Genomic DNA, 21,719 nt, shown 5'->3' with positions numbered 1-21,719 from the left:
CCAATTTAAATGCTGCTACAATGGAAATAATAGACAAGCTTCGTCTACATATAAAATTGTTTACAGTGTTTGAAAATGAGGTGAAACCATGCTCCATCAAGGACTATATGAACAGGTGATAAATAAAGAAATTCAAGAAGCACTATCGTTATTAGATAAAGATCAATATGCTATTCATAAAGAAAGTCTAGATGTAGAAGAGGCAAGCAAGAAACTAGCAAACTATATTACGGAAGTGACTCGAAAAGCACTAACTATGCTTCGAGAGGAAAAGAAAAATGAATCTCTCGTCCAACAGATCAAACTTTGCAATGATATCATTCAACATCTTGGTCAAAGATTGGATGAAGAAGCGCTTCAATCCCTGCAGATTCGTGAAGAAGGAGAAGTCCTCACTTCTTTGTATGAAAAAATAAACACAGCTAGTAGTTTACATCAAACAGATGAACCGATTCGCCCGATTACCCCTTTATCAGAAACCTCTTTGTTCACTGGTTCAAAAAGCGAACCTAACATGGTGAATGAATTAAAGAAGGAAATTGTAAGTGCGGATAAAATTCAGATGCTTGTTTCCTTTATAAAATGGAGTGGGTTGCGGATTATTTTTGACGAATTACAACAATTCACTGATCGAGGCGGGGAACTTCAAATTATTTCTACTTCATACATGGGGGCAACGGACTATAAGGCAATTGATGAACTGAGTAAGTTACAGAATACAACGATTAAGTTATCTTATAATGTGAAGGTAACTCGACTTCATGCAAAAGCCTATATCTTTACACGTGATACGAACTTTAGTACGGCTTATATTGGTTCATCCAATTTATCTAATCCCGCATTAACGTCGGGTTTAGAATGGAATTTAAAAATTACCGAAAAAGAATCATTTGATGTTATGAAAAAAGTAGACGTTACATTTGATTCGTATTGGAATGATGATGAATTTGTACTCTTTGATCCGTCAAAACATGAAGATCATAAAATGTTAAGGGAGTCATTGCAGACGTATCAAGTGGAAGATAACCACACTACTTTTGAATTACGACCATTTCCATATCAAAAGGAAGTACTTGATAAATTGCAAGCAGAGCGTGAAGTGCACAATCGCTATAAAAACTTAATCGTTGCTGCAACTGGGGTAGGGAAGACGGTGATCTCAGCATTTGATTATAAGCAATTTGCCAAGAAGAATGGTAGGCCATCCCGATTGTTGTTTGTGGCGCATCGTAAAGAAATTTTACAGCAAGCTTTAGAAACTTACCGCCATGTTTTAAAAGATTTCAATTTTGGTGAATTATTATTTTCTGGTAAAAATCCCGTATCGATTGATCATTTATTTGTGACAATTGATAGCTTGAATAGTAAGGCGTTATTTCAGCATACGACAAAGGAGTTCTATGATTATATCGTCATTGATGAATTTCATCATGCTGCGGCAGCATCTTACCAAAAATTGTTAGATTATTATTCTCCTAAAGTATTGTTAGGTTTAACGGCAACCCCAGAGCGAATGGATGGTAAAAGTGTCATTGAGTATTTTGATGGGCATACAGCAGCAGAAATTCGTTTAACTGAAGCGATTGATCGAAAACTGTTAAGTCCGTTTCAATATTTCGGCATTACTGATACAGTCGATTTATCGAAAGTGAAATTTACGCGAAAAGGTTATGATACGAGGGAATTGGAGAATGTCTATACTCATAATACAAAGCGAGTCCAACAAATTGTTCGAAGTGTATATAAGTATGTAACGGACATAGATACCGTAAAAGGTTTAGGATTTTGTGTGAGTGTAGAACATGCTAGATATATGGCCGACCAATTCAATACATATCGTATCCCGGCCATTGCGTTGGATGGGCAGTCAGACAAAGAAACGCGAGATCATGCAAAATATCGCTTGCAACAAGGTGAGGTCAAATTTATTTTTGTTGTTGATTTATACAATGAAGGTGTCGATATTCCTGAGGTCAACACCATTTTATTTTTGCGACCAACGGAAAGTTTGACCGTATTTTTGCAACAATTGGGGCGTGGTCTTCGGTTACATGATGATAAAGAATGTTTAACTGTACTCGATTTTATCGGACAAGCTCATAAAGACTATCCGTTTGAAGATAAATTCCGTGCATTAATTGGGAGATCCCGTCATGCGATTAAGCACTATGTAGAGAATGGCTTTTCGAATTTACCACGTGGTAGTTTTATTCAATTAGAAAAACAAGCCAAGGAATATGTGCTAAGAAATATTAAACGAGTAAGTAATTCACGAAATAATCTCATTCTGAAGTTGAAAAAGTTTAAAAATGACACCGATCAACCATTAACATTACTAAATTTCTTAACTTTCTATCAAATGAGTTCATATGAATTCTATGGTCGCAGTGGCGATCGCTCCTTTTACCGATTATTCGTAGAATCAGGGCTATACGATGATTTTCAATTCGATCAGGAAAAAGAAATAACGAAGCGGTTACCTTATTTACTTCATCTTGATTCGGAGCATCTGTTAGGCTTTTACTTGCGGTTTTTAGAGAATGGTGATGTTCGAACAGAGGAAGAACGTTTAATGATCAATGTACTATATTATACGTTGTACCGAGCGAGTCCTAAGCAGATAGGCTTTGCTTCAACTAGAGAAGGGGTTGAACACGTTCTCAATAATGTTGAAATGAAGGAAGAAATCCGTCAAATTTTCATGTATAACTATCAACAGCTAGATTTAATAGAGAAAAGTCATGATTTATCGTTCACGACACCGTTACGGGTGCACGCTACTTATTCAATGGATCAAATATTAGCAGCCTTCGGTCATTATAATGAAGAAAAGCGTCCGCAAGTGCAAGAAGGAGTGAAACACTTGCCGGATAAGAATATTGATATTTTCTTTGTTACATTAAATAAGTCAGAAAAAGACTTTTCACCAACAACGATGTATCAAGATTACGCTATGAATGAACAATTGTTTCATTGGCAATCCCAAAGTAAGACATCTGAAAAAACGAAAACAGCTCAGCGCTATATTCACCATAGTGAACATGGTCATCAAATTATGTTATTCGTGCGGGAATATAAGCAAGAAAATGGGTACGCTGCGCCTTTTACTTGCTTAGGGACTGCAGATTATGTTAGACATTCAGGGAATAATCCAATTAATTTTGTATGGAGATTGAGAGAGAAAATTCCATCAAAACTTATTGTAAAAGCGAATAAGCATATTTTATAAGCATCGTCTTCGCTTAGGCGATGCTATTCGTTTTGCTTCATTATTTTTTCGACCGCAGGTATATCAGCGGGTGCCCATTTGATAGCATTTAAGTGATCTATTGGTAACCAGATGACTTTAGCATGTTCTTTTGCTACAGGTGTTCCTTTTATCAATGTCGCATCCATGATGATTAAGTTGATAATAAATTTTTCATATTCATGTGTATCATTATGAATGGTTGCCCCAGCTTTAATTGTACAATTTAGTTCTTCATAGATTTCTCGCTCAAGCGCTTCTTGTTCATTTTCATCTTGTTCTACTTTTCCCCCTGGAAATTCCCATGTGTTTGGAATTGACATCGTATGAGATCGTAAAGCGCATAAAATTTCAGATTTCTCATTTTCGATAACTCCTGCAACAACTTTAACCGTTTTTTTCATAAATATCCTCCATCATTATGAGTCGATACTATTATGATAGCATGGTGTTAATCGATCAAGCTAATTGTTTCGTAATCGCTTCTTAGAATGAGTGCTGATTGTAATTATGCTATAATGAAATGAACTTGCGAATTGAGACAAACGATATCGTTCAATGGAGGTAGAAGCAAATGGAGATCATTGTAAACAGTATTTTTGTAGAAGATCAAAATAGGGCACTTGCGTTTTATACGGAGAAACTGGGATTTTTGAAGAAACAAGATATACCAGTCGGAGAATTCAAATGGTTAACTCTTGTATCTTCCAATGAGCAAAATGGGACTGAACTTCTACTTGAACCTAATCAACATCCTGCAGCGAAAGAGTACCAACAGAGGATTTTTGAGGACGGTATCCCGGCTACAATGTTTGGTGTAGAAGATATTCAAGCAGAGTATGAACGATTAACGGATAATGGTGTGGTGTTTACTATGAAACCAACTGATATGGATGGTGTGACAATCGCAGTCTTTGACGATACATGTGGTAATTTGATACAAATCGTAGAACAAACATCGTAAATTTCAAAATAAAAGACAACTTAAACCAACAAAGAGGTGTTATTATGCTATATGATGCGATCATTGTGGGAGCTGGCTCAATGGGAATGGCAGCAGGTTATTATTTAGCAAAGAGAGGGAAACAAGTTTTATTAGTTGATGCAGGTGATCCACCGCATAGTGACGGTTCTCATCACGGAGAAACGCGTATTATTCGACACGCTTATGGAGAAGGTGAAAGTTATGTTGAGATGGCTTTGCAGTCTCAAGCATTGTGGGAGGAGTTACAAGCAGAAACCACTCGAACAATTTTCAAACCAACTGGTGTGATTAATATCGGTAAAGAAGATTCCGATTTTATTCAAAATGTCTTAAGTAGTAAAGAACGCTATCAATTAGATGTTGAAAGGTTATCTCCACAAGACATACATGCGAAGTGGAAAGGTTTTTCCATTCCTGAAGGCTATATTGGCTGTTATGAAGTGAATTCAGGCGTACTCATGAGTGAAAATATTATTCGTGCCTATCGAGAACAAGCAGTTCAGCATGGGGCTATCTTGAAAATGAATGAGCCTGTGAATGAAATTGATTTGAGCGAGAATCAAGTGAAGATTACGACAGACCGCCATAGCTATACTGGGCGTACATTAATCGCAACACCTGGATTATATGCTAAGGAGATGCTTTCCTCTATTGGTTTAGATCTTCCTCTTGAAACGGTCCGCAAGACGTTTTCGTGGTTCCATGGGGATGAAAATCTGTATGCAGAAGATCGTTTTCCAGCATTCAGTTTCGTGTTAGACAACGCGACTTATTATGGATTTCCAAGTGTGGACGGAGCTGGTGTGAAAATCGGTCGACATGATAGCGGGGTGACACGTGATGTTCATCAACCGATTGAACCGTTCGGTAGATATACAGAAGATGAACAAGATGTGTCTTACTTAGCGCATCATTATTTTTCTTCGATTGGTGACCATCATATTGGAAAAGTGTGTACATATACGAATACACCAGATGGGGATTTTATTATTGACCGTCATCCGATATATTCGCATGTCGTATTTGGCTGTGGTTTTTCTGGTCATGGGTATAAATTCAGCAGTGTGATCGGTGAAACGTTAGCGAAATTGGCGTTAGGGGAACAACCATCTATTGATTTAACCCCTTTTGCACATGATCGATTTGCTTGAAAGTGAACTTTGCTAATAGTTTTTTGATTCAACCACTTGTACAGAAAGCTTGATGATATATTGTTCAAAACCTTTGACCGAAAGCTCATCTAACAATATATCTTCGTAAAAATAACCTTTTAATACAAAACCATTATTTTTAGCATATTGTACGAAACGGTTATATGTTTCTGATATATTGGAGTATCCTTCCTTGTGATAAGCGACTAAGTAGGTTCCTTTCGGCAATATTTGATTAGCATAATGGGAATCATGGACTTTTGTATAAAGATAATCATATTTCAGATTATCTTTATTTATGACATTTTCAGCAAGAATCATCCACCCTTCCGAAGCAGATCCGATAAGGTCATGCTTTTCTAAATATTTGTAATGTAATTGAATAGAGTCATAAACATTCATTTCATTGGTTAATGGTTTTGTATTCGTAGTGAGTAAGTACTCATCTTCTACCTTATGTTGGATAATAATCTCTGAGGTGAAAGACTCTATAGCTTCTTTTGTAACATTTATTTTATCGTGAATGAACTGTCTCATATTGTAGAGACGGTTTATTTTTGTTGTAAGAGCGGCTGCTTCTTGTTCAAGCAAATGAAGCAACTTCTCGGGTGATCGGTTATCTAGATATGACTTGATTTTTTTTAATGGTATGTCTAATTCTTTTAATATGCCAATCACGTTAAACACATCCGCTTGATAGATGGAATAGTACCGGTATCCATTGGGTGCAATAATTTCAGGAGAAAAGATTTTCATTTTGTCATAATAAAATAAGGTATCTTTTTTGATATTCATTAATTCAGCAAATTGACCGGTTGTTAGGTGAATGTGAGGATTAATCTTCATATGTTTTCTCACCTTTCCTCATACTTAATAATAATGATATACATTTCTATATCGATATAAACATAAGTAACAAACGATGATCGTCAGAAATTCGGCTAATGGAATCGCTAGCCAGATGCCATTGACACCTAAGATTCGTGGTAAGACGAGTAATGCAACTAACACGAATATCAATGTTCTCAGTAATGAAATAAAAGCTGAAACTTTGCCATTCGATAACGCAGTAAATAACATGGAACAAAATAAATTAAATCCCATAAATAGAAAACCGAAACAAAATATTCGCAACCCTTGTACAGCGATCTCGTAAGTGCCACTTGCCTCATTGACCATAAATCGAATAAGAAAGGGTCCGAATATATAGGACAAGCTAAAGATAGCCATTGAAGTGATACCAACAAACCATATGCTAGATGTTAATACGCGTTTCAATTGCTTTCTATTGTTGCTACCATAATTATAACTAATAATTGGAGCAATCCCGGAAGAGTAGCCGATGTAAATAGGTGTGAGCAACATCATTAAATAAAAAATAATTGTGACCGCAGCAACTCCCTCAACACCAAGATATTGGATCATTAATCGATTGAAAGCAAAGGTGACTACTGACAACGAGAGATTTGTAATCATTTCAGATGAACCATTTAAGCAACTATTTCGTAAAACCATCCAATCGATGTTCGGTTTCGTAAAATAAAGGTTTGTTTGTCTCGTAAAGAGAAAGTACAAAGGGCCAAAGGTTGCCGGGATGATGATACCGATGGCAGTGGCAATAGCAGCTCCTTCAATCCCCATATGAAATTCATAGATAAAGAGATAATCTAAGACGATATTCGCGCTTCCGCCGATCAGTGTGATGACAAGACTTAACTTCGGTTTTCCAGCTGTGACGAAAAAATTCTCAAACATCATCTGGATGATAAGCAGTGGACTCACGATTAACATAATTCGTGCATATGTCATGGTATAATCGAACAACTGATCATTTGAACCTGCACCAAGCAGTTCTACCAATGGTCGTATCCATACTAAACCGAATCCCATAATGAAAAGCCCGATGATGCCTCCGCAGCTTACAATAAAGGTGAAGTTGCTTCTTGCTTCCTCATATTTATTTTCACCCATTTTCTTTGCAATAATGGCATTCCCACCGGTTCCAAGCATTAATGAAATGGCGAAAGTGAGTGCAAAAACAGGCAGAAAAATATTAATCGCAGATAATGCGGTCTCATTCACGTATCGCGCGACAAAAATACCGTCTACCATTGTATATATCGAGACAAACACCATGACGCCAATCGTTGGAGCAGCGTATGCCAATAATGATTTCATTGTATGTTCCATTTCCATTCGATTTTCTGAAGTCAATTCATCACCGCCGATAGTTATAGTAACACTACATATAATAAAGTATAGAGTGGCTCCATAGTCAAGAAAAAGTTAACCGAAACCGTACAAATTAACATTTTCATGTTATGATAAGTATTAAATTGTCACATGTTTTTCATCTATCGACTGATTTTCTAATAGAAAACAAGAAGTTGTGCTCTTAATATGTGGCATTTAAGTCGAAGGAGTGAGGTATATAGAACCGTTCACAGATTTTATTCATGCGATTGAACAGCCGGAGCAACGTGAACGAACGGAAAAAGTGTTAACCTGGGTCCGTGAAACCTTTCCCCAATTAGAAGCAGCTATGAAATGGAACCAACCGATGTTTATGAATCATGGAACATTTATTATTGCTTTTAGCATCGCAAAACCACACTTAGCGATTGCTCCGGAGAGAAAAGCGATGTTCCATTTTGAAGAGGAGATTCAAGCAGCAGGTTATAGTGCATCGAAACAATTGATTCGAATTAAATGGACGCAGTCGGTTGATTATGCGTTATTAAAACGGATCATTGAGTACAATATTGAAGATAAAAAAGATGTGACAACATTTTGGCGCAAATAAATATGATGTAAACATGCACAGTCAGAGAAATTACTCTGACTTTTTTATATACAGATAAAAAATATACATTTATTTGGTTGTTCCTTATAAATATGTTGCACTATTTTTTATAATAAGTTATATTTTATACATAGATAAAGACTGAAAGGGGACACAGTCACGTTGGATACAAAATACTTAGACCTGCTTGCGGAAAAATTTGATAGTGAAGAAAAAGTTGTGACAGAGATTATTAACCTTGAAGCCATTCTTAACTTACCGAAGGGTACGGAACATTTCGTTAGCGACTTGCATGGGGAATATCATGCGTTTCAACATGTGCTACGAAATGGCTCAGGAAAAGTAAAAGAGAAAATTACGGATATTTTCCAAGATCAAATGACACAAGAGGAAATTGATGAGTTTGCTACATTGGTTTATTATCCTGAAGAAAAAATAAAATTGATTAAAAATCGTTTTCATGATCGGCATGAATTAAATCAATGGTATGAAACAACAATTGATCACATGATTCAACTGATTCCTTATGCTTCCTCAAAATACACCCGTTCCAAACTGCGCAAAGCATTACCGGAGCAGTTTGTCTACGTCATCGAAGAACTACTCTATAAATCGGATAAATACTCAAACAAAAAGCAATATTATGAAAAAATTGTCCAGCAATTGATTATGTTGGGGCAAGCGGATAAATTGATTACAGGACTGTCATATACGATTCAACAATTAGTGGTGGATCATCTTCATGTGGTAGGTGATATTTATGATCGTGGACCAGATCCAGATAAAATTATGGATACGTTAATCAATTATCATTCGCTAGATATTCAGTGGGGGAACCATGATGTGTTGTGGCTCGGAGCTTATGCTGGTTCAAAGGCATGCTTAGCTAATATTATCCGTATATGCGCACGTTATGATAATCTTGATATCATTGAAGATGTGTATGGAATTAATCTGCGACCATTAGTAAACCTAGCTGAAAAATACTATGATGACAACCCAGCTTTTCGACCTAAAGAACATCCGAACAGGCCATTGAATGAATATGAAGCATTGCAAATTACGAAGATTCATCAAGCAATTGCCATGATTCAGTTTAAGCTGGAAAGTCCAATCATTAAGCGTCGACCAGAATTTAATATGGATGAACGACTATTATTAGAGAAAGTAGATTATGAGAATAACGAAGTGACGGTTTATGGACATACGTATCCGTTAGAACATACATGCTTTGCCACCATTGATCCTGATCATCCAGAAACGTTATTATCAGAAGAACAAGAGGTTATCGATAATTTATTATTGTCTATTCAACATTCAGAAAAATTATCACGTCATATGAAATTTTTAATGAAAAAGGGAAGTTTATATTTGCGCTATAATGGAAATCTATTAATTCATGGCTGTATACCGATGGATGAACAAGGCAATGTGGAAGAAATGGAAATTGACGGAGCGACATATAAAGGGCGTGCGTTGTTAGATCAGTTTGAATATTATTTGCGCCAGTCGTTTACTCATTTAGATCAAACCGATGATCTTGCAACAGATATGGTGTGGTATTTATGGACTGGTGAATATTCATCGCTTTTTGGGAAACGTGCGATGACAACATTTGAACGATATTTTATTCGTGATAAATCGGCACATAAAGAGACTAAAAATCCATATTATTACTTACGAGAAGATGAAGCGGTGTGTCGAGAATTATTAGAAGAGTTTGACCTTGATCCCGAACAAGGTCATATTATTAACGGTCATACGCCAGTGAAAGAAGTCGAAGGAGAAAACCCGATCAAAGCAAACGGTAAAATGATCGTGATTGATGGTGGATTTTCGAAGCCCTATCAATCGACAACAGGTATTGCTGGCTATACCTTGCTTTATAACTCGTTTGGCATGCAACTTGTAGCGCATCAACAGTTTAACTCAAAAGATGAAGTTTTGTTGAATGGAGCTGATGTATTATCGGTTCGACGCGTTGTCGATAAAGAATTAAAACGGCAAAAGGTGCGAGAAACGAATGTCGGTCAGGAGTTATTAGAACAAATTGATATGTTGAAACGATTCATGGCTTATCGCTACATGAATTAACCATCAAAAATGCTGAATGAAGGCAGAAAGTGAGCGATGAAGCTGAAAAAAGTGTCATCATAGCGGTGATGAAAGCAGAAAATGAGCGCTGAAGCTGAAAAAAGTGTCTTCATAGCGGTGATGAAGGCAGAAAATGAGCGACAAAACGATAAAAAGTGTCATCATAGCGCAGCACCTCATCTCGATTTGTTTTTTTGAAATGAAAAGGCTACTTGCCATATTCTCGGCAAGTAGCCTATTTACTTTAGAGAGAGTCAATTGCTTCTTTTGCGGATGTATTTCCTTCTACGACTTGATAAGCTTTTCCAATTGTAGCATCTTGTTTTAATGTTTCTAAAATGACTCTAGCTACATCTTCGCGTGGTACTTGACCTCTATCGACTTGTTCTGCGACTTGAACTTGATCTTTACCAGAATCATTAGTTAACGCGCCAGGGTGGATAATTGTATAGTCTAAGTCTGTTGCACGAAGCCATTCATCGGCATAATGCTTAGCTGCAACATATGGCGCAAAATTCTCAGGCGCTTGTTGAATGGCTTCTCGTGATGTTGCAAAAGAACTAATCATAACAAATCGTTTCACGTTTGCTTTTTTAGCTGCTTCTATTGTCTTAACAGCGCCATCTAAATCGATCATAATCGTTTTATCTTTACCTGTATGTGGGCCTGATCCAGCTGTGAAGACAACCGCATCAACATCCTTTGCAGCTTCTGCTATGTCTTGAATATCACTTTCTAAGTCGACGACAGCTACTTCTGCACCTAATTCGTTAAAATAATTGGCTTGTTCTTGCTTTCGAATCATTGCTTTTGCTTCTAACTGTTCGTCTTCTTGAATGAATTTGACAAGGTGTTTACCAATTTGACCATTGGCACCAACAACTAATACTTTCACAAACTTCACCCTTTCTTCTTTAATTCTATTACCCATTGTAAATCGTCCCATGAAAGAAGTGAAGTAATCCAACTTGGCTATAAGGCGATGAAGTGTGAACGTACATATCGACATGAGAAAGCATTAACATTCGATGTAAGAAAATGGATATGATATAATTAAGAAGGATAATGTTCTTTTAGGGAGGGTCGGCTAATCCCCGAAGAAAAAGGGGGTGATGCCGTGAGCATGTATGAAAGCTTTATGGTGCTGTTTTCTTTCGGCACAATGCTGATTGCACTGCTCGCATTGATCGTTTCGATGATCAATAAGAAATAGACCTCCCTATTTACCCACCATTTATTAGGGGGAGGCCTATCGCCTTATAGATAGCCGATCCCTCTTTGGGGGAACCGCTTATCCGTGCCCCACAGTCATTGTGCTGTGGGGTATTAGTATATGCACTTCTTGTTCTCATTATAGCATATGAATGAAATTTGCACAGCGTCTACATATAAGTTAAATTAAGCTTGTTTATATGCATGGTTTTCGTCCTTCTCTTCAGCTTCTTTATAAGCTAGTTTCAATCCTAACGTGTTAGCAGTTGTTTGATCAATGTCTTCAAATAGTTCCGGATTTCGGTGAAGATGCTCACCGTAAGAAGGAATGATTTCTTTAATTTTCGGTTTCCATTCATCAAGTTGTTGAGGGAAACACTTTTCAATGACCTCTAACATAACTGAAACGGCAGTGGAGGCCCCGGGTGATGCCCCCAGTAATGCAGAAATCGATCCATCATCTGAGCTCACGACTTCTGTACCGAATTGAAGTGTTCCTTTACCGCCCGAATCAGTATCTTTAATCACTTGCACACGTTGTCCCGCTACGACTATATCCCAATCCTCGCTTCTGGCGTCTGGGATAAATTCACGTAATTCTTCCATGCGTTTTTCTTTAGATAAGAGGACTTGTCCAATTAAATACCGTGTGAGTGGCATATTTTTTGCTCCAGCTGCTAACATCGTCGTTAGATTGTTCGGTTTCACGGAAGATAATAAATCCAGCATAGAACCAGACTTTAAAAACTTCGGTGAAAAACCAGCAAATGGTCCGAACAGCAATGACTTTTGTTGATCAATATATCTTGTGTCTAAATGTGGAACGGACATTGGTGGTGCACCTACTTTTGCTTTGCCATACACTTTTGCTTCATGTTGTGCGACAACATCTTCATTTTTACAGACCATAAATAATCCACTTACTGGAAATCCACCGATCTGTTTTCCTTCAGGGATGCCAGACTTTTGTAGCAAATGAAGGCTTCCGCCACCTGCTCCAATGAATACGAATTTGGCTGTTTGTTGTTTTACGTTACCGCTATCAAGATCGCGCACTTTCACACGCCAATTGCCTTCACTTGTACGTTGCAAGTCATCAACTTGGTGTTTGTAATGAATAGCTACGTTGTTTTGTTGATGTAAGTGATCAAACAATTTCCGCGTCAAAGCGCCAAAATTTACATCTGTACCTGTGTCAATTTTCGTCGCGGCGATCGGTTCATGTTGGTCACGCTGATTCATCATGACAGGAATCCATTCTTCCAATGTTTGTGGATCATCTGAGAACTCCATTCCTTCAAATAAAGGATTTTCCTTAAGAGATTCGAAACGCTTTCTTAAAAAGTCAACATTGTTCTTACCTTGTACAAAACTCATGTGTGGTAACGGCATGATAAATTCATTCGGGTTGGTTAGCTTTCTTTTCTGAACAAGATAAGACCAGAATTGTTTCGAAAGTTGAAATTTTTCGTTGATGTTAATGGCTTTTGTTACGTCAATACTTCCGTCAGATTGTTCTGGCGTATAATTTAACTCACATAATGCCGAATGTCCTGTACCTGCGTTATTCCATTCATTCGAACTTTCTTTTCCCGACTTTTCCAAGCGTTCAAATACACTGATGTTCCAATCAGGAGCCAATTCTTGTAGTAATGAACCTAATGTCGCACTCATAATACCAGCACCGATTAAAATGACGTCAGTGTCCGTATGACTATTGCTCATGTTATCCTTCCTCTTTCTTATCAGCGTAGTTTTGTAGATCAAGTATTTGAAATAGGTTTATTATGAATATCCTTTTACTAGTTTATCACTATTATACATAGAAGGAAAGTGGACGTATGTATAAAACGTCCACTTGCTAAAATCGTTGTTATATGGATGTAATATAAGAGTTATCCACCAAAAAATAAATCAAGAATATTTGCACCAGACGATGAATTTTTATTATAAAATTCCGAGTAACCACAATTTTCACAGTATACGACAACAAATTGATTATGCTGGACGTCGAACATTTTGGAAAGGCCAGTTCCAGTCATTGAAACTTCTTTTTCTTGAGCATTTGTACCTCCGCATTTAATACATCCTTGAGACATCATTATTCATCCTTTCATTTTGTATGTAATCAAAGTATAGCATTGATCACAATTTATGGAAAAGTATGAAGGTAAATTTTATGAAAAAACGAAACTTATACACGTTTTTTGACGTATGAAGAAATAAGATGATTGTAAAGGGGAGGGGTGATTATTTGGATTTACTGCTTGATGTCATAATGATTGCTTTGGATATGTTGACGTTTTCGAAAGTAGAAGAAAAAGATATTGAGAAAAACATTCACCATGTCAAACAGTACCATTGGTTTCAGAACCTTCTTGAACATGAAACATATCGATATCTTATCACCCACGATTCAGATGTGCGTCAAGTGATTGGAAAGATAAAAATAAAGCGATTAGACAGTCCGTTCTATCAGGAAAAAATCGAAAAACGTTTGAGAAAAAAGTTACACAAGAAATCGGAACATGGATAAAAAATAGAGGGAAAATTTTTTCCTTGCATAAAAACCGTCCAGACGGTATAATAAATATTAGGAAATGAAAAAAAGAATTGGAGGAAAGTATGCCGTTAAATAAAACAACGAAAAAGAAAGAAAATATACTAAATGCAGCGTCAACGATTGTATTAGAAGATGGTGTTTCTCAACTGACATTAGAAGGGGTAGCTGATAAAGCAGGTGTGAGTAAAGGCGGATTATTGTACCATTTCTCCAACAAAGATGCTTTGATTGAGGGAATGGTCGCAGATTGGTCGGAAAGCTATTTTCAGGATATCCGTGACATGGCATATGCAGACGATAATCATGAAGGTAAATGGACCAAAGCTTATGTGAAGAAAACTTTTTATGATTCAGATCACAATAAACAAATGAATTCGGCCATTATGGCTGCGATGTTTTTGAACCCTGAATTATTAGAAGAATTTCGTAGGCAATATGATCTGTTAATCGAGGAGTTAATGGATGATGGCATTGATCCGATTCATGCGACCATTGCTCGGTTAGCAACTGACGGATTATGGTATTCAGAAATTCTAGGATTAGATCAATTAAATGAAGGATTTAAAAAACAAATTTTATATAAACTATCAGAAATTATAGAGGAGGGGAAGTAGCTATGGCTTACTTATACCTAATGATTGCTATTGCAGGCGAATTAATCGGCTCATCTTTGTTAAAGGCAACGGATGGATTTACGAAATTGGTACCGACGACAGGGGTTGTTATCTCTTATGTAGGTGCGTTTTTCTTCTTAGCGTTATCACTAAAGTCAATTCCGCTTAATATCGCTTATGCGGTTTGGTCTGGTCTTGGTATCATCGCTACAACGGCTATATCGATACTCATTTGGAAAGAAAAATTAAATTTTGGTAGTGTCATCGGTATTCTTTTAATCATTGCAGGCGTTGTGGTCTTGAACATGATGGGACCAGGACACGATGGAGAAGCAATGAATGATGAATATGAAGATATCGCCGTTGATCAACAAATATAATATTCAATAAAGATGGGCTGGCACAAACACCAGCCTTTTTTTAATCATCAGAAGTTGAGAATAAATTCTGAAACGAAAAGCTACCGTCAAACGTATAGAATAATGAACATGTTTTTGCGTTTGTAGGAGGTTTTCTAATGGAGAGAATCATTAATTTTGAACATGATTTTTCATCTAGTAAAAATACGCCAATTACCGATGAAAAGAACGAGTCACTCGGATTTCTACATGTAAATAATCGATCATTGACAGAAGCTATAATCACAGATGTAAACGGAGTTGAACTTGCATCAAGTCAATTTCACTTCTGGAAACAACGCTGGCATATCAAAGAAGGGGACGAGCAAACAAGTTCAATTAAGAAAAAATGGATATCAATTGGTGAGAAATATCGATATATCACTAGACAAAGTGATTTCGTTATTACTTCTTCTCCATATTCGAAGGAATATACAATTGTTGATGTGCAGGATGTTGTGATTGCAAACTTTGTGAAGCTCAGTCCATTTGATACAAGTGTAACGTATCAAATTTACTATGAACATGATACAATTGATTGGGAAGAATTGGTTCTCATTGTCGTCGGAATTGAAAAATATCAATCTCATCTTGGTAACAGGATATTTTCACAACCATTCGGCGCAGATAATTAAATGTAGCAGGAGGGCATTTAAATGAGTGAGGATAATGAAAATTTTAATGATATGAGTTTTCGATCACCGCGCAAAGATGGTACGCCAGTAAATACAATGTCGGTTATTTTATATTATATAGGGTGGTTGATCATTGGTCTCGGATTGATTACTGGCTTGGTGTTGGCAACAGATTATCATCAATTCATCTTGCCACAATTTTTATTGTGGGCGGGACCATGTATGATTTCTGGTATATTTTTCTTCGCATTAGGTGAAATTGTTAAACAATTGACGATTATCAATCATCGATTACATGATCAGACTTTCTCTTCTGACGGGGAACAAGAGAAATCCTAATGTTTTCTATACAATGAATTTCAAAAAATCCCTTGTAATTTTATCGGAAATATATTACTATAAGAATTGTCAGAAAAATTGCATAGTTCCATATTTCTTATCAAGAGAGGTGGAGGGATTGGCCCTGTGAAACCTCAGCAACCAGCCTATATCGTTAGGCCCGGTGCTAAGTCCAAATAGACGAAGTGGTAAGTCTAGAAGATAAGAAGAATGACTTTCAATGAATCGTGAATGAAAGGCCTTCTTCTTAAGAGAAGGTCTTTTTTATATATTTTTTAAAGGGAGAGGATTAAATGGCAACAAAAACAACAACAGCTCCGTTCAAAGCGGATCATGTAGGAAGTCTACTACGACCAGAAAACTTAAAGAAAGCTAGGAAAGACTATCAAGATGGGAAACTGTCAGCTGAAGCTCTACGTGAAGTAGAAAACAAGGAAATTGCTCATATTGTGGATAAGCAAATTGAAGTAGGCTTAGAGCTTGTATCAGATGGTGAATTCCGACGTCGTTTCTGGCATACCGATTTTCTCGAACATTTAAATGGAATCGAAGGATATGTACCAGAAGTCGGTTATATCTTTCATGGAGATGAAGAAACGGAGCGCTATAATGTCCGGAACAATGGCAAAATTTCATTTAACCCGAATCATCCATTTTTGCAAGATTTCAAAGAATTTCATGAGATTGTTGACGGACGAGCTGTCGCTAAACAGACGATTCCGAGTCCCAATCAATTGTTTAATGTAGGCATACGTGATACGAACATTTATCCAGATATTGAAGATTATGCAAACGATATTATTCAAGCATATCGTGATGCACTTCAAGCGTTTTATGATGCGGGTGTACGTTATTTACAATTTGATGATGTATATATCGCTGGGCTATCATCACCAGATATTCCGTTCAATGATGGGGAGTTCTCTCGCGAATTTCTTATTGATCTTGCACGACGCGTCGTTAATGGTGTGTTAGAAGACAAGCCTGAGGACCTAGTTGTTACTACGCACTTATGTCGCGGGAATTATCGCTCGAATTGGGCATTTGAAGGAAGTTATGACTTAATTGCACCAACTTTATTTGCAAAAGAAAAAGTGAATGGCTTTTTCTTAGAATATGATGATGAGCGTTCAGGTGGATTCAAACCATTAGAACATATTCCAAATGGTGGGGCACGTGTCGTGTTGGGATTATTCACATCAAAAAGCGGCGAATTGGAAGACAAAGATGTTATTAAGTCGCGTGTAGAAGAAGCAGCTAAATATGTTCCACTTGAGCAATTGTGTTTAAGCCCGCAATGTGGTTTTGCTTCCACACACCATGGGAATAAGCTAACAGAAGAAGATCAATGGAATAAGTTGAAATATATTGTCGAAACAGCAAAAGAAATTTTAGGCTAGAAAAGTAATGGCAATAAGTGCTATGGATATGTGACTTTATGTTGAATGAAGACCTTTTTCAGCGGCTTTTGAGCTGGAATGGGTCTTCATTTGTTTTATGAGAACATTTTTAATCGGTAAAATTTTCGAAGGTTGAAACTAACAAAATATTTCAAAATGTGATAAAATTATGTAAGCGATAACAAAAGGAGGGTTTTAATGAAAAAGTTAACAGGTTGGAAAGTTCTCGTTTTATGCTTATTTTTTTGTAGTATAGTTCCTGTCACAGTTTCAGCAGATTTTTGGGAAATGCCTAATCGTCCAATGATTCATGATCCGTCAATGATTCAAGAAGGAGACACATGGTGGGTTTTTGGTACGGGGGAAGCCAATCAAAACGGCCTTCGGGTATTATGGTCCAATGATGGAGCCTCTTGGAGTGAAGCCCCAGTAATCTTTCCGAATCCAGCTAGTTGGTGGAGCCAATATGTGCCTAATCATGAGAGTAATCAATGGGCACCTGATATTCAATACTATAATGGTCGTTATTGGTTATATTATTCAGTATCATCTTTTGGTTCCAATCAATCATTAATTGGCTTACTGTCAACTGAGAGTATTGCTTCTGGTAATTGGAGAGATGAAGGTTTGGTGATTCGATCGACGACATCAGATAATTATAATGCGATTGATCCTGATCTCGTTATTGATGAAAACGGTGATCCATGGTTATCGTTTGGATCGTATTGGAGTGGAATTAAGCTGACGAGATTAGATCGTAATACAATGAAGCCTGCAGGGGATTTGCATTCCATCGCCGCCCGCCCAAATCACCCGGAACATGCGATTGAAGCACCGAATATAACATATAGAGATGGATACTACTATCTTTTTGTGTCATTTGATAAATGTTGTAATGGCCTGAACAGCACGTATAAAATCGCAGTAGGAAGATCGGATAATATTGCGGGCCCTTATGTTGATCAAAACGGAACGAACATGTTGAGTGGTGGTGGAACCATACTGGATACAGGAAATTCTCAATGGATTGGTCCAGGTCATCAAGATGTTTATAATCAATCAATCATTGTTCGGCACGCTTATGATGCTGAAGATAATGGTACACCGAAACTGCTAATTAATGATTTGTATTGGGATGCTCAAGGTTGGCCAACATATTGAAATGAGATTTTATTAGTTAGAACACACGGTTTGAACACCGTGTGTTTTGCCTTTTCATCAATTATTTTCAACTAAATGTTAAACCTTAGTACTTTATCATTATTTTTGCGAACAACCTAACCTTTTCATAAGAAAAATGTTAAAATAATGGTAATCATTAACTTTCATGAGTCATATACTCGTATAACAGATATAAAATATAGACATTTCAAACTTACATATACACCTTGTCTATAAACGATTCGTTACGTTAAGTATGATCTCTCGTACAAGCTCCTTCAAAACTTCGGTGCGAAAATGAATGCGTTTAAGTCGCGGGAATCCATGGTTAAATCATGAAGATAAGTGTGTCAATCTTCTTTACTGAAAGGTGTGAATACCATTGGATAAGGAAACAGTGAGTATTTCTGTATCAGTCGTAGTCCTTTTGGTATTTATTTTATATGTCTATATTCAGAGCTGGATGAGTTTTAGGGAAAAGGGGAATAACCAATTTAACGAAAATTTATATCAATATCGTAAAACATTGTATGTCTTATTTGTTTTAGTGATTGGCATGCTTTTATTGATGCAAACGATATCAATCGAAGATAATTGGAAGCTGCTCATGATGCTTGCTGGTATGATTGTATTTATTGATATATTCGTATTTTCTACACCGACGATTAAAAAAATATGGAAGACAGAGTTCCAGGCATATGACCCGTTGAAACAATATATTCAAGAAAATAGTTTAATTGAAGAGAAACAAAAAGATAAGCTCAATTATTTCTCACAACTTGTTCAAATTGCACCATTTTTAAAGAATGATATTGCCAAGAAACGGCTCGATATCGCCGATTCACTCGCACTTTTCTTAAGCTATTATGCAGATCATTTTGGATTGCGTGTCCATTTATATAATGTGGGAGAAAAGCATAAAATAACTTCTGACGTTGATCATTTATTTTCTGAATTTGGCGAGACCCTTCAAGCGATTAAACACACACATACGCTTGATTGGTGTACGATGCCAAGTAATATTACGAAAGAAGACGAGGATGCTGAGCGTACTGTTGTGGAAACATTATGGAATGGCGACATCATTGCATTAGACCGAGAAGATAAGCATGGGAAAGGAATTGCTCATCTATGCCCCATATTTGTTGGTGAAGATATTTTCGTATTGTTTATTGAAGAGATCCACCAACAAGTGTATGAAATGGATGCGTTATTCTTAACAAATCTTGCGTGCTTGTATTGCTTTTTAGAACATGAAGAGAAAGCGTGTCCATTTGTAAAAAATCAATGAATAGGTAATATTTTATCTCTTTTTTCCGTAAAATGGTGGAGAGTGTTTCAATTTCGAGGGACTTTACGTATAATAGTGTAAAGAAGATGTATGAGGAGGAGTGACGTGACGTCGACATCAACAGGAACAAAGGTGAAAAAGGCGCAGGGTGGGGAACGTTTATCTCGTGAATTGAATAGGGTATATCAAGAAGCAACCCCTTTACATGACATCTTAAAACAAAAATCATCACCAGTTACACAGTTAGCTGATGCATCTAAAAATCGTTATACGAAACATATGGAAGTTTTACGGCAGAACGCATTAAAGCACTTATAATGTATAAGTGATCCTTTCATTCAATAACTGCATGAAAGGATAATTTATATGTTATCCAGTATTATCTCAGAACGGATGAACAAGAGAGTTTGTAGAGGAGAGTTGGTTAGTTATGGATGGAAATCATAAGGAAAATGCTGAATCGATAAAACAAAAAAACGCACCAAAAATCACCCAATGGAAAGGGAAAACAAGAGAAAAAAAACGTCATCAAGCAATGCTTAAGAAAATCAATCAATGGCAAAAAAATGATCGCTCTTATCTTTAATAAACTGAAGCGTTGCATATTGATTATAAGAATGAAGTGGCTATCCCTCATCATCTTTGGGATAGTTTTTTATCGTTCATGATGAATGGCTAGAAGTAAATGTTAAAGAGAAAGGGACTATGTTTGATGAAAAAGTGGAGAAGATTATTGATCATTGTAACTGTTTTGTTATTTTGTTTAATCGTAGGAAAAATATATTATGATACAAATGTATTTACAATGAATCGCGTGTCGATATCTAGTAATCAATGGGGATCTGATCAACCGCTACAGATTTTGCAAATAACTGATTTACATAATAAAGATTTTGGTCAGCATAATCAATCGCTTATCGAAGACATTCAGTCCATTCATGCTGATGTGATTGTGATCACAGGTGATATCATCGATCGAAATACGGATGAATTTTCGCATGTCTATGCATTTATAGAAAAGCTAGTGTCAGTTAAATCAAACGTTTATTTTGTCACAGGTAATCACGAGTGGGATCATCCAAGAACCAATGAATTTGTAAAAGGTTTACAAGAGCGAGGTATTCAATTACTGGATAACCGTCAAGTGGCATTAGAGAAAGAAGGCTTTCCATTTATATTGGCAGGTGTCGGTGATGCTTCTACTGACCATGATCAATTAAAAGAAACAACTACTGGTTTGCGTGATGATTCATTTACAGTTTTATTATCTCACACCCCTTATGACCACCACGTAATAAACGAACATGCTGTTGATCTAGTGTTAAGTGGACACACTCATGGTGGACAGGTTCGATTACCGATCATTGGTGGGATCGTGGCGCCAGATCAAGGGTTGTTTCCGAAGTATGACAAGGGTATATTTGACATGGGTGAGAATCAATATCTTTATGTTGATAGTGGATTAGGTACGAGTGTATTGCCCATACGTTTCCTCAATCAAAGTCAATATAGTTTAATTACGATCCGAAGTTCATCTTCTAACATTTAAAATGAGATGTCTAGTAGGAATGGAGGTAAAAATTATGAATCATACGCTTCGAAAATTTATTATGCTTGAATGTATCTATGGCATCATTATCGCAGTTATTTTAGGTTATTTGTTAAACAATTATCTGTTAGGTTTTGGAATTGGCCTGGGAATGACAGTTATTTTTTCGATTGTGTACATTGTCGTATTTTATAAAAACGATAATAAAACATAGTTACACATATCATCGTATTTCGTATGATAAGTCATGGGCTCACTTGGATGGGTGTTGTGTTTT

The 21,719-nt window shown here is 36.7% G+C and carries 24 protein-coding genes and 1 riboswitch; of the genes, 18 read left to right on the top strand and 6 right to left on the bottom strand.

Annotated elements, in window-relative coordinates; genetic code table 11:
- Window positions 1-88 precede the first annotated feature (88 nt).
- Window positions 89-3,229 carry a DEAD/DEAH box helicase gene (locus tag J416_RS05825; RefSeq protein ID WP_003466656.1) on the top strand — a complete coding sequence of 1,047 codons (3,141 nt, stop codon included), beginning with the start codon at window positions 89-91 and terminating at the stop codon, window positions 3,227-3,229.
- 23 nt (window positions 3,230-3,252) lie between these two features.
- Here the strand turns inward: J416_RS05825 and J416_RS05820 are convergent, their stop codons facing one another.
- Complete coding sequence (locus tag J416_RS05820; RefSeq protein WP_003466654.1) at window positions 3,253-3,651, bottom strand: (deoxy)nucleoside triphosphate pyrophosphohydrolase; 399 nt, start codon at window positions 3,649-3,651, stop codon at window positions 3,253-3,255.
- Between the two features lie 170 nt (window positions 3,652-3,821).
- Between J416_RS05820 and J416_RS05815 the strand changes: the two genes are divergently transcribed.
- Together J416_RS05815 and solA are read left to right on the top strand one after the other, a co-directional pair.
- Window positions 3,822-4,211, top strand: coding sequence for a VOC family protein (locus J416_RS05815; protein WP_003466652.1), 390 nt, complete (start codon window positions 3,822-3,824; stop codon window positions 4,209-4,211).
- A gap of 44 nt (window positions 4,212-4,255) precedes the next feature.
- Window positions 4,256-5,383, top strand: a complete 1,128-nt coding sequence (gene solA, locus J416_RS05810; RefSeq protein WP_003466651.1) for an N-methyl-L-tryptophan oxidase — start codon at window positions 4,256-4,258, stop codon at window positions 5,381-5,383.
- A 12-nt stretch (window positions 5,384-5,395) separates the two neighbouring features.
- Here solA and J416_RS05805 read toward each other — a convergent pair whose 3' ends face one another.
- Entirely contained in the window at window positions 5,396-6,229 is an 834-nt protein-coding gene (locus tag J416_RS05805) for a MerR family transcriptional regulator (protein ID WP_003466650.1), read from the bottom strand.
- 24 nt (window positions 6,230-6,253) lie between these two features.
- On the bottom strand, window positions 6,254-7,597 hold the full coding sequence (locus J416_RS05800; protein ID WP_003466648.1) for an MATE family efflux transporter: 1,344 nt from the start codon (window positions 7,595-7,597) through the stop codon (window positions 6,254-6,256).
- Between the two features lie 217 nt (window positions 7,598-7,814).
- Between J416_RS05800 and J416_RS05795 the strand changes: the two genes are divergently transcribed.
- Both J416_RS05795 and J416_RS05790 read left to right on the top strand, forming a co-directional pair.
- Window positions 7,815-8,186 (top strand): iron chaperone, encoded by a 372-nt coding sequence (locus J416_RS05795; protein ID WP_040513044.1) that lies wholly within the window; start codon window positions 7,815-7,817, stop codon window positions 8,184-8,186.
- Between the two features lie 162 nt (window positions 8,187-8,348).
- On the top strand, window positions 8,349-10,280 hold the full coding sequence (locus tag J416_RS05790) for a fructose-bisphosphatase class III (protein ID WP_003466644.1): 1,932 nt from the start codon (window positions 8,349-8,351) through the stop codon (window positions 10,278-10,280).
- A gap of 244 nt (window positions 10,281-10,524) precedes the next feature.
- Here the strand turns inward: J416_RS05790 and J416_RS05785 are convergent, their stop codons facing one another.
- Window positions 10,525-11,211: an SDR family oxidoreductase gene (locus J416_RS05785; RefSeq protein ID WP_003466643.1), complete on the bottom strand. Its 687-nt coding sequence runs from the start codon at window positions 11,209-11,211 to the stop codon at window positions 10,525-10,527.
- A gap of 192 nt (window positions 11,212-11,403) precedes the next feature.
- Between J416_RS05785 and J416_RS16675 the strand changes: the two genes are divergently transcribed.
- Window positions 11,404-11,493: a putative holin-like toxin gene (locus tag J416_RS16675; protein ID WP_420805427.1), complete on the top strand. Its 90-nt coding sequence runs from the start codon at window positions 11,404-11,406 to the stop codon at window positions 11,491-11,493.
- Between the two features lie 185 nt (window positions 11,494-11,678).
- Here the strand turns inward: J416_RS16675 and J416_RS05780 are convergent, their stop codons facing one another.
- A complete protein-coding gene (locus tag J416_RS05780) occupies window positions 11,679-13,238 on the bottom strand; it encodes a malate:quinone oxidoreductase (RefSeq protein WP_276116485.1) in 1,560 nt (519 codons plus the stop codon).
- A 149-nt stretch (window positions 13,239-13,387) separates the two neighbouring features.
- On the bottom strand, window positions 13,388-13,594 hold the full coding sequence (locus J416_RS05775; protein ID WP_040512979.1) for a zinc ribbon domain-containing protein: 207 nt from the start codon (window positions 13,592-13,594) through the stop codon (window positions 13,388-13,390).
- Window positions 13,595-13,746: 152 nt separating this feature from the next.
- Between J416_RS05775 and J416_RS05770 the strand changes: the two genes are divergently transcribed.
- The 12 genes from J416_RS05770 to J416_RS05720 all read left to right on the top strand — a co-directional run bounded on the left by J416_RS05770 (window position 13,747) and on the right by J416_RS05720 (window position 21,656).
- Window positions 13,747-14,028 carry a hypothetical protein gene (locus tag J416_RS05770; protein WP_003466635.1) on the top strand — a complete coding sequence of 94 codons (282 nt, stop codon included), beginning with the start codon at window positions 13,747-13,749 and terminating at the stop codon, window positions 14,026-14,028.
- A gap of 89 nt (window positions 14,029-14,117) precedes the next feature.
- Window positions 14,118-14,669 carry a TetR/AcrR family transcriptional regulator gene (locus tag J416_RS05765; protein WP_003466634.1) on the top strand — a complete coding sequence of 184 codons (552 nt, stop codon included), beginning with the start codon at window positions 14,118-14,120 and terminating at the stop codon, window positions 14,667-14,669.
- 2 nt (window positions 14,670-14,671) lie between these two features.
- Complete coding sequence (locus tag J416_RS05760) at window positions 14,672-15,049, top strand: DMT family transporter (RefSeq protein ID WP_003466633.1); 378 nt, start codon at window positions 14,672-14,674, stop codon at window positions 15,047-15,049.
- Between the two features lie 137 nt (window positions 15,050-15,186).
- Window positions 15,187-15,702 carry an LURP-one-related family protein gene (locus J416_RS05755; RefSeq protein WP_003466632.1) on the top strand — a complete coding sequence of 172 codons (516 nt, stop codon included), beginning with the start codon at window positions 15,187-15,189 and terminating at the stop codon, window positions 15,700-15,702.
- Between the two features lie 21 nt (window positions 15,703-15,723).
- A complete protein-coding gene (locus tag J416_RS05750; RefSeq protein WP_003466631.1) occupies window positions 15,724-16,041 on the top strand; it encodes a hypothetical protein in 318 nt (105 codons plus the stop codon).
- Between the two features lie 94 nt (window positions 16,042-16,135).
- Window positions 16,136-16,249, top strand: a riboswitch (SAM riboswitch).
- Between the two features lie 85 nt (window positions 16,250-16,334).
- Entirely contained in the window at window positions 16,335-17,441 is a 1,107-nt protein-coding gene (locus tag J416_RS05745) for a 5-methyltetrahydropteroyltriglutamate--homocysteine S-methyltransferase (protein WP_003466630.1), read from the top strand.
- Window positions 17,442-17,639: 198 nt separating this feature from the next.
- Entirely contained in the window at window positions 17,640-18,602 is a 963-nt protein-coding gene (locus J416_RS05740) for an arabinan endo-1,5-alpha-L-arabinosidase AbnA (RefSeq protein WP_003466629.1), read from the top strand.
- A 382-nt stretch (window positions 18,603-18,984) separates the two neighbouring features.
- On the top strand, window positions 18,985-19,893 hold the full coding sequence (locus J416_RS05735) for a type II toxin-antitoxin system SpoIISA family toxin (RefSeq protein WP_003466628.1): 909 nt from the start codon (window positions 18,985-18,987) through the stop codon (window positions 19,891-19,893).
- Between the two features lie 105 nt (window positions 19,894-19,998).
- Entirely contained in the window at window positions 19,999-20,211 is a 213-nt protein-coding gene (locus tag J416_RS05730) for a hypothetical protein (RefSeq protein ID WP_003466627.1), read from the top strand.
- A gap of 112 nt (window positions 20,212-20,323) precedes the next feature.
- A complete protein-coding gene (locus J416_RS15695) occupies window positions 20,324-20,479 on the top strand; it encodes a hypothetical protein (protein ID WP_156809521.1) in 156 nt (51 codons plus the stop codon).
- 126 nt (window positions 20,480-20,605) lie between these two features.
- Window positions 20,606-21,442, top strand: coding sequence for a metallophosphoesterase (locus J416_RS05725; protein WP_003466626.1), 837 nt, complete (start codon window positions 20,606-20,608; stop codon window positions 21,440-21,442).
- Between the two features lie 34 nt (window positions 21,443-21,476).
- Window positions 21,477-21,656: a hypothetical protein gene (locus J416_RS05720; RefSeq protein WP_040512974.1), complete on the top strand. Its 180-nt coding sequence runs from the start codon at window positions 21,477-21,479 to the stop codon at window positions 21,654-21,656.
- Window positions 21,657-21,719: the final 63 nt, after the last annotated feature.

The sequence above is a fragment of the Gracilibacillus halophilus YIM-C55.5 genome, assembly GCF_000359605.1.
GTDB lineage: Bacteria > Bacillota > Bacilli > Bacillales > Amphibacillaceae > Gracilibacillus > Gracilibacillus halophilus.
The sequence above is the reverse complement of the archived record's forward strand: the minus strand, read 5'-3'. Positions and strand labels throughout refer to the sequence as shown.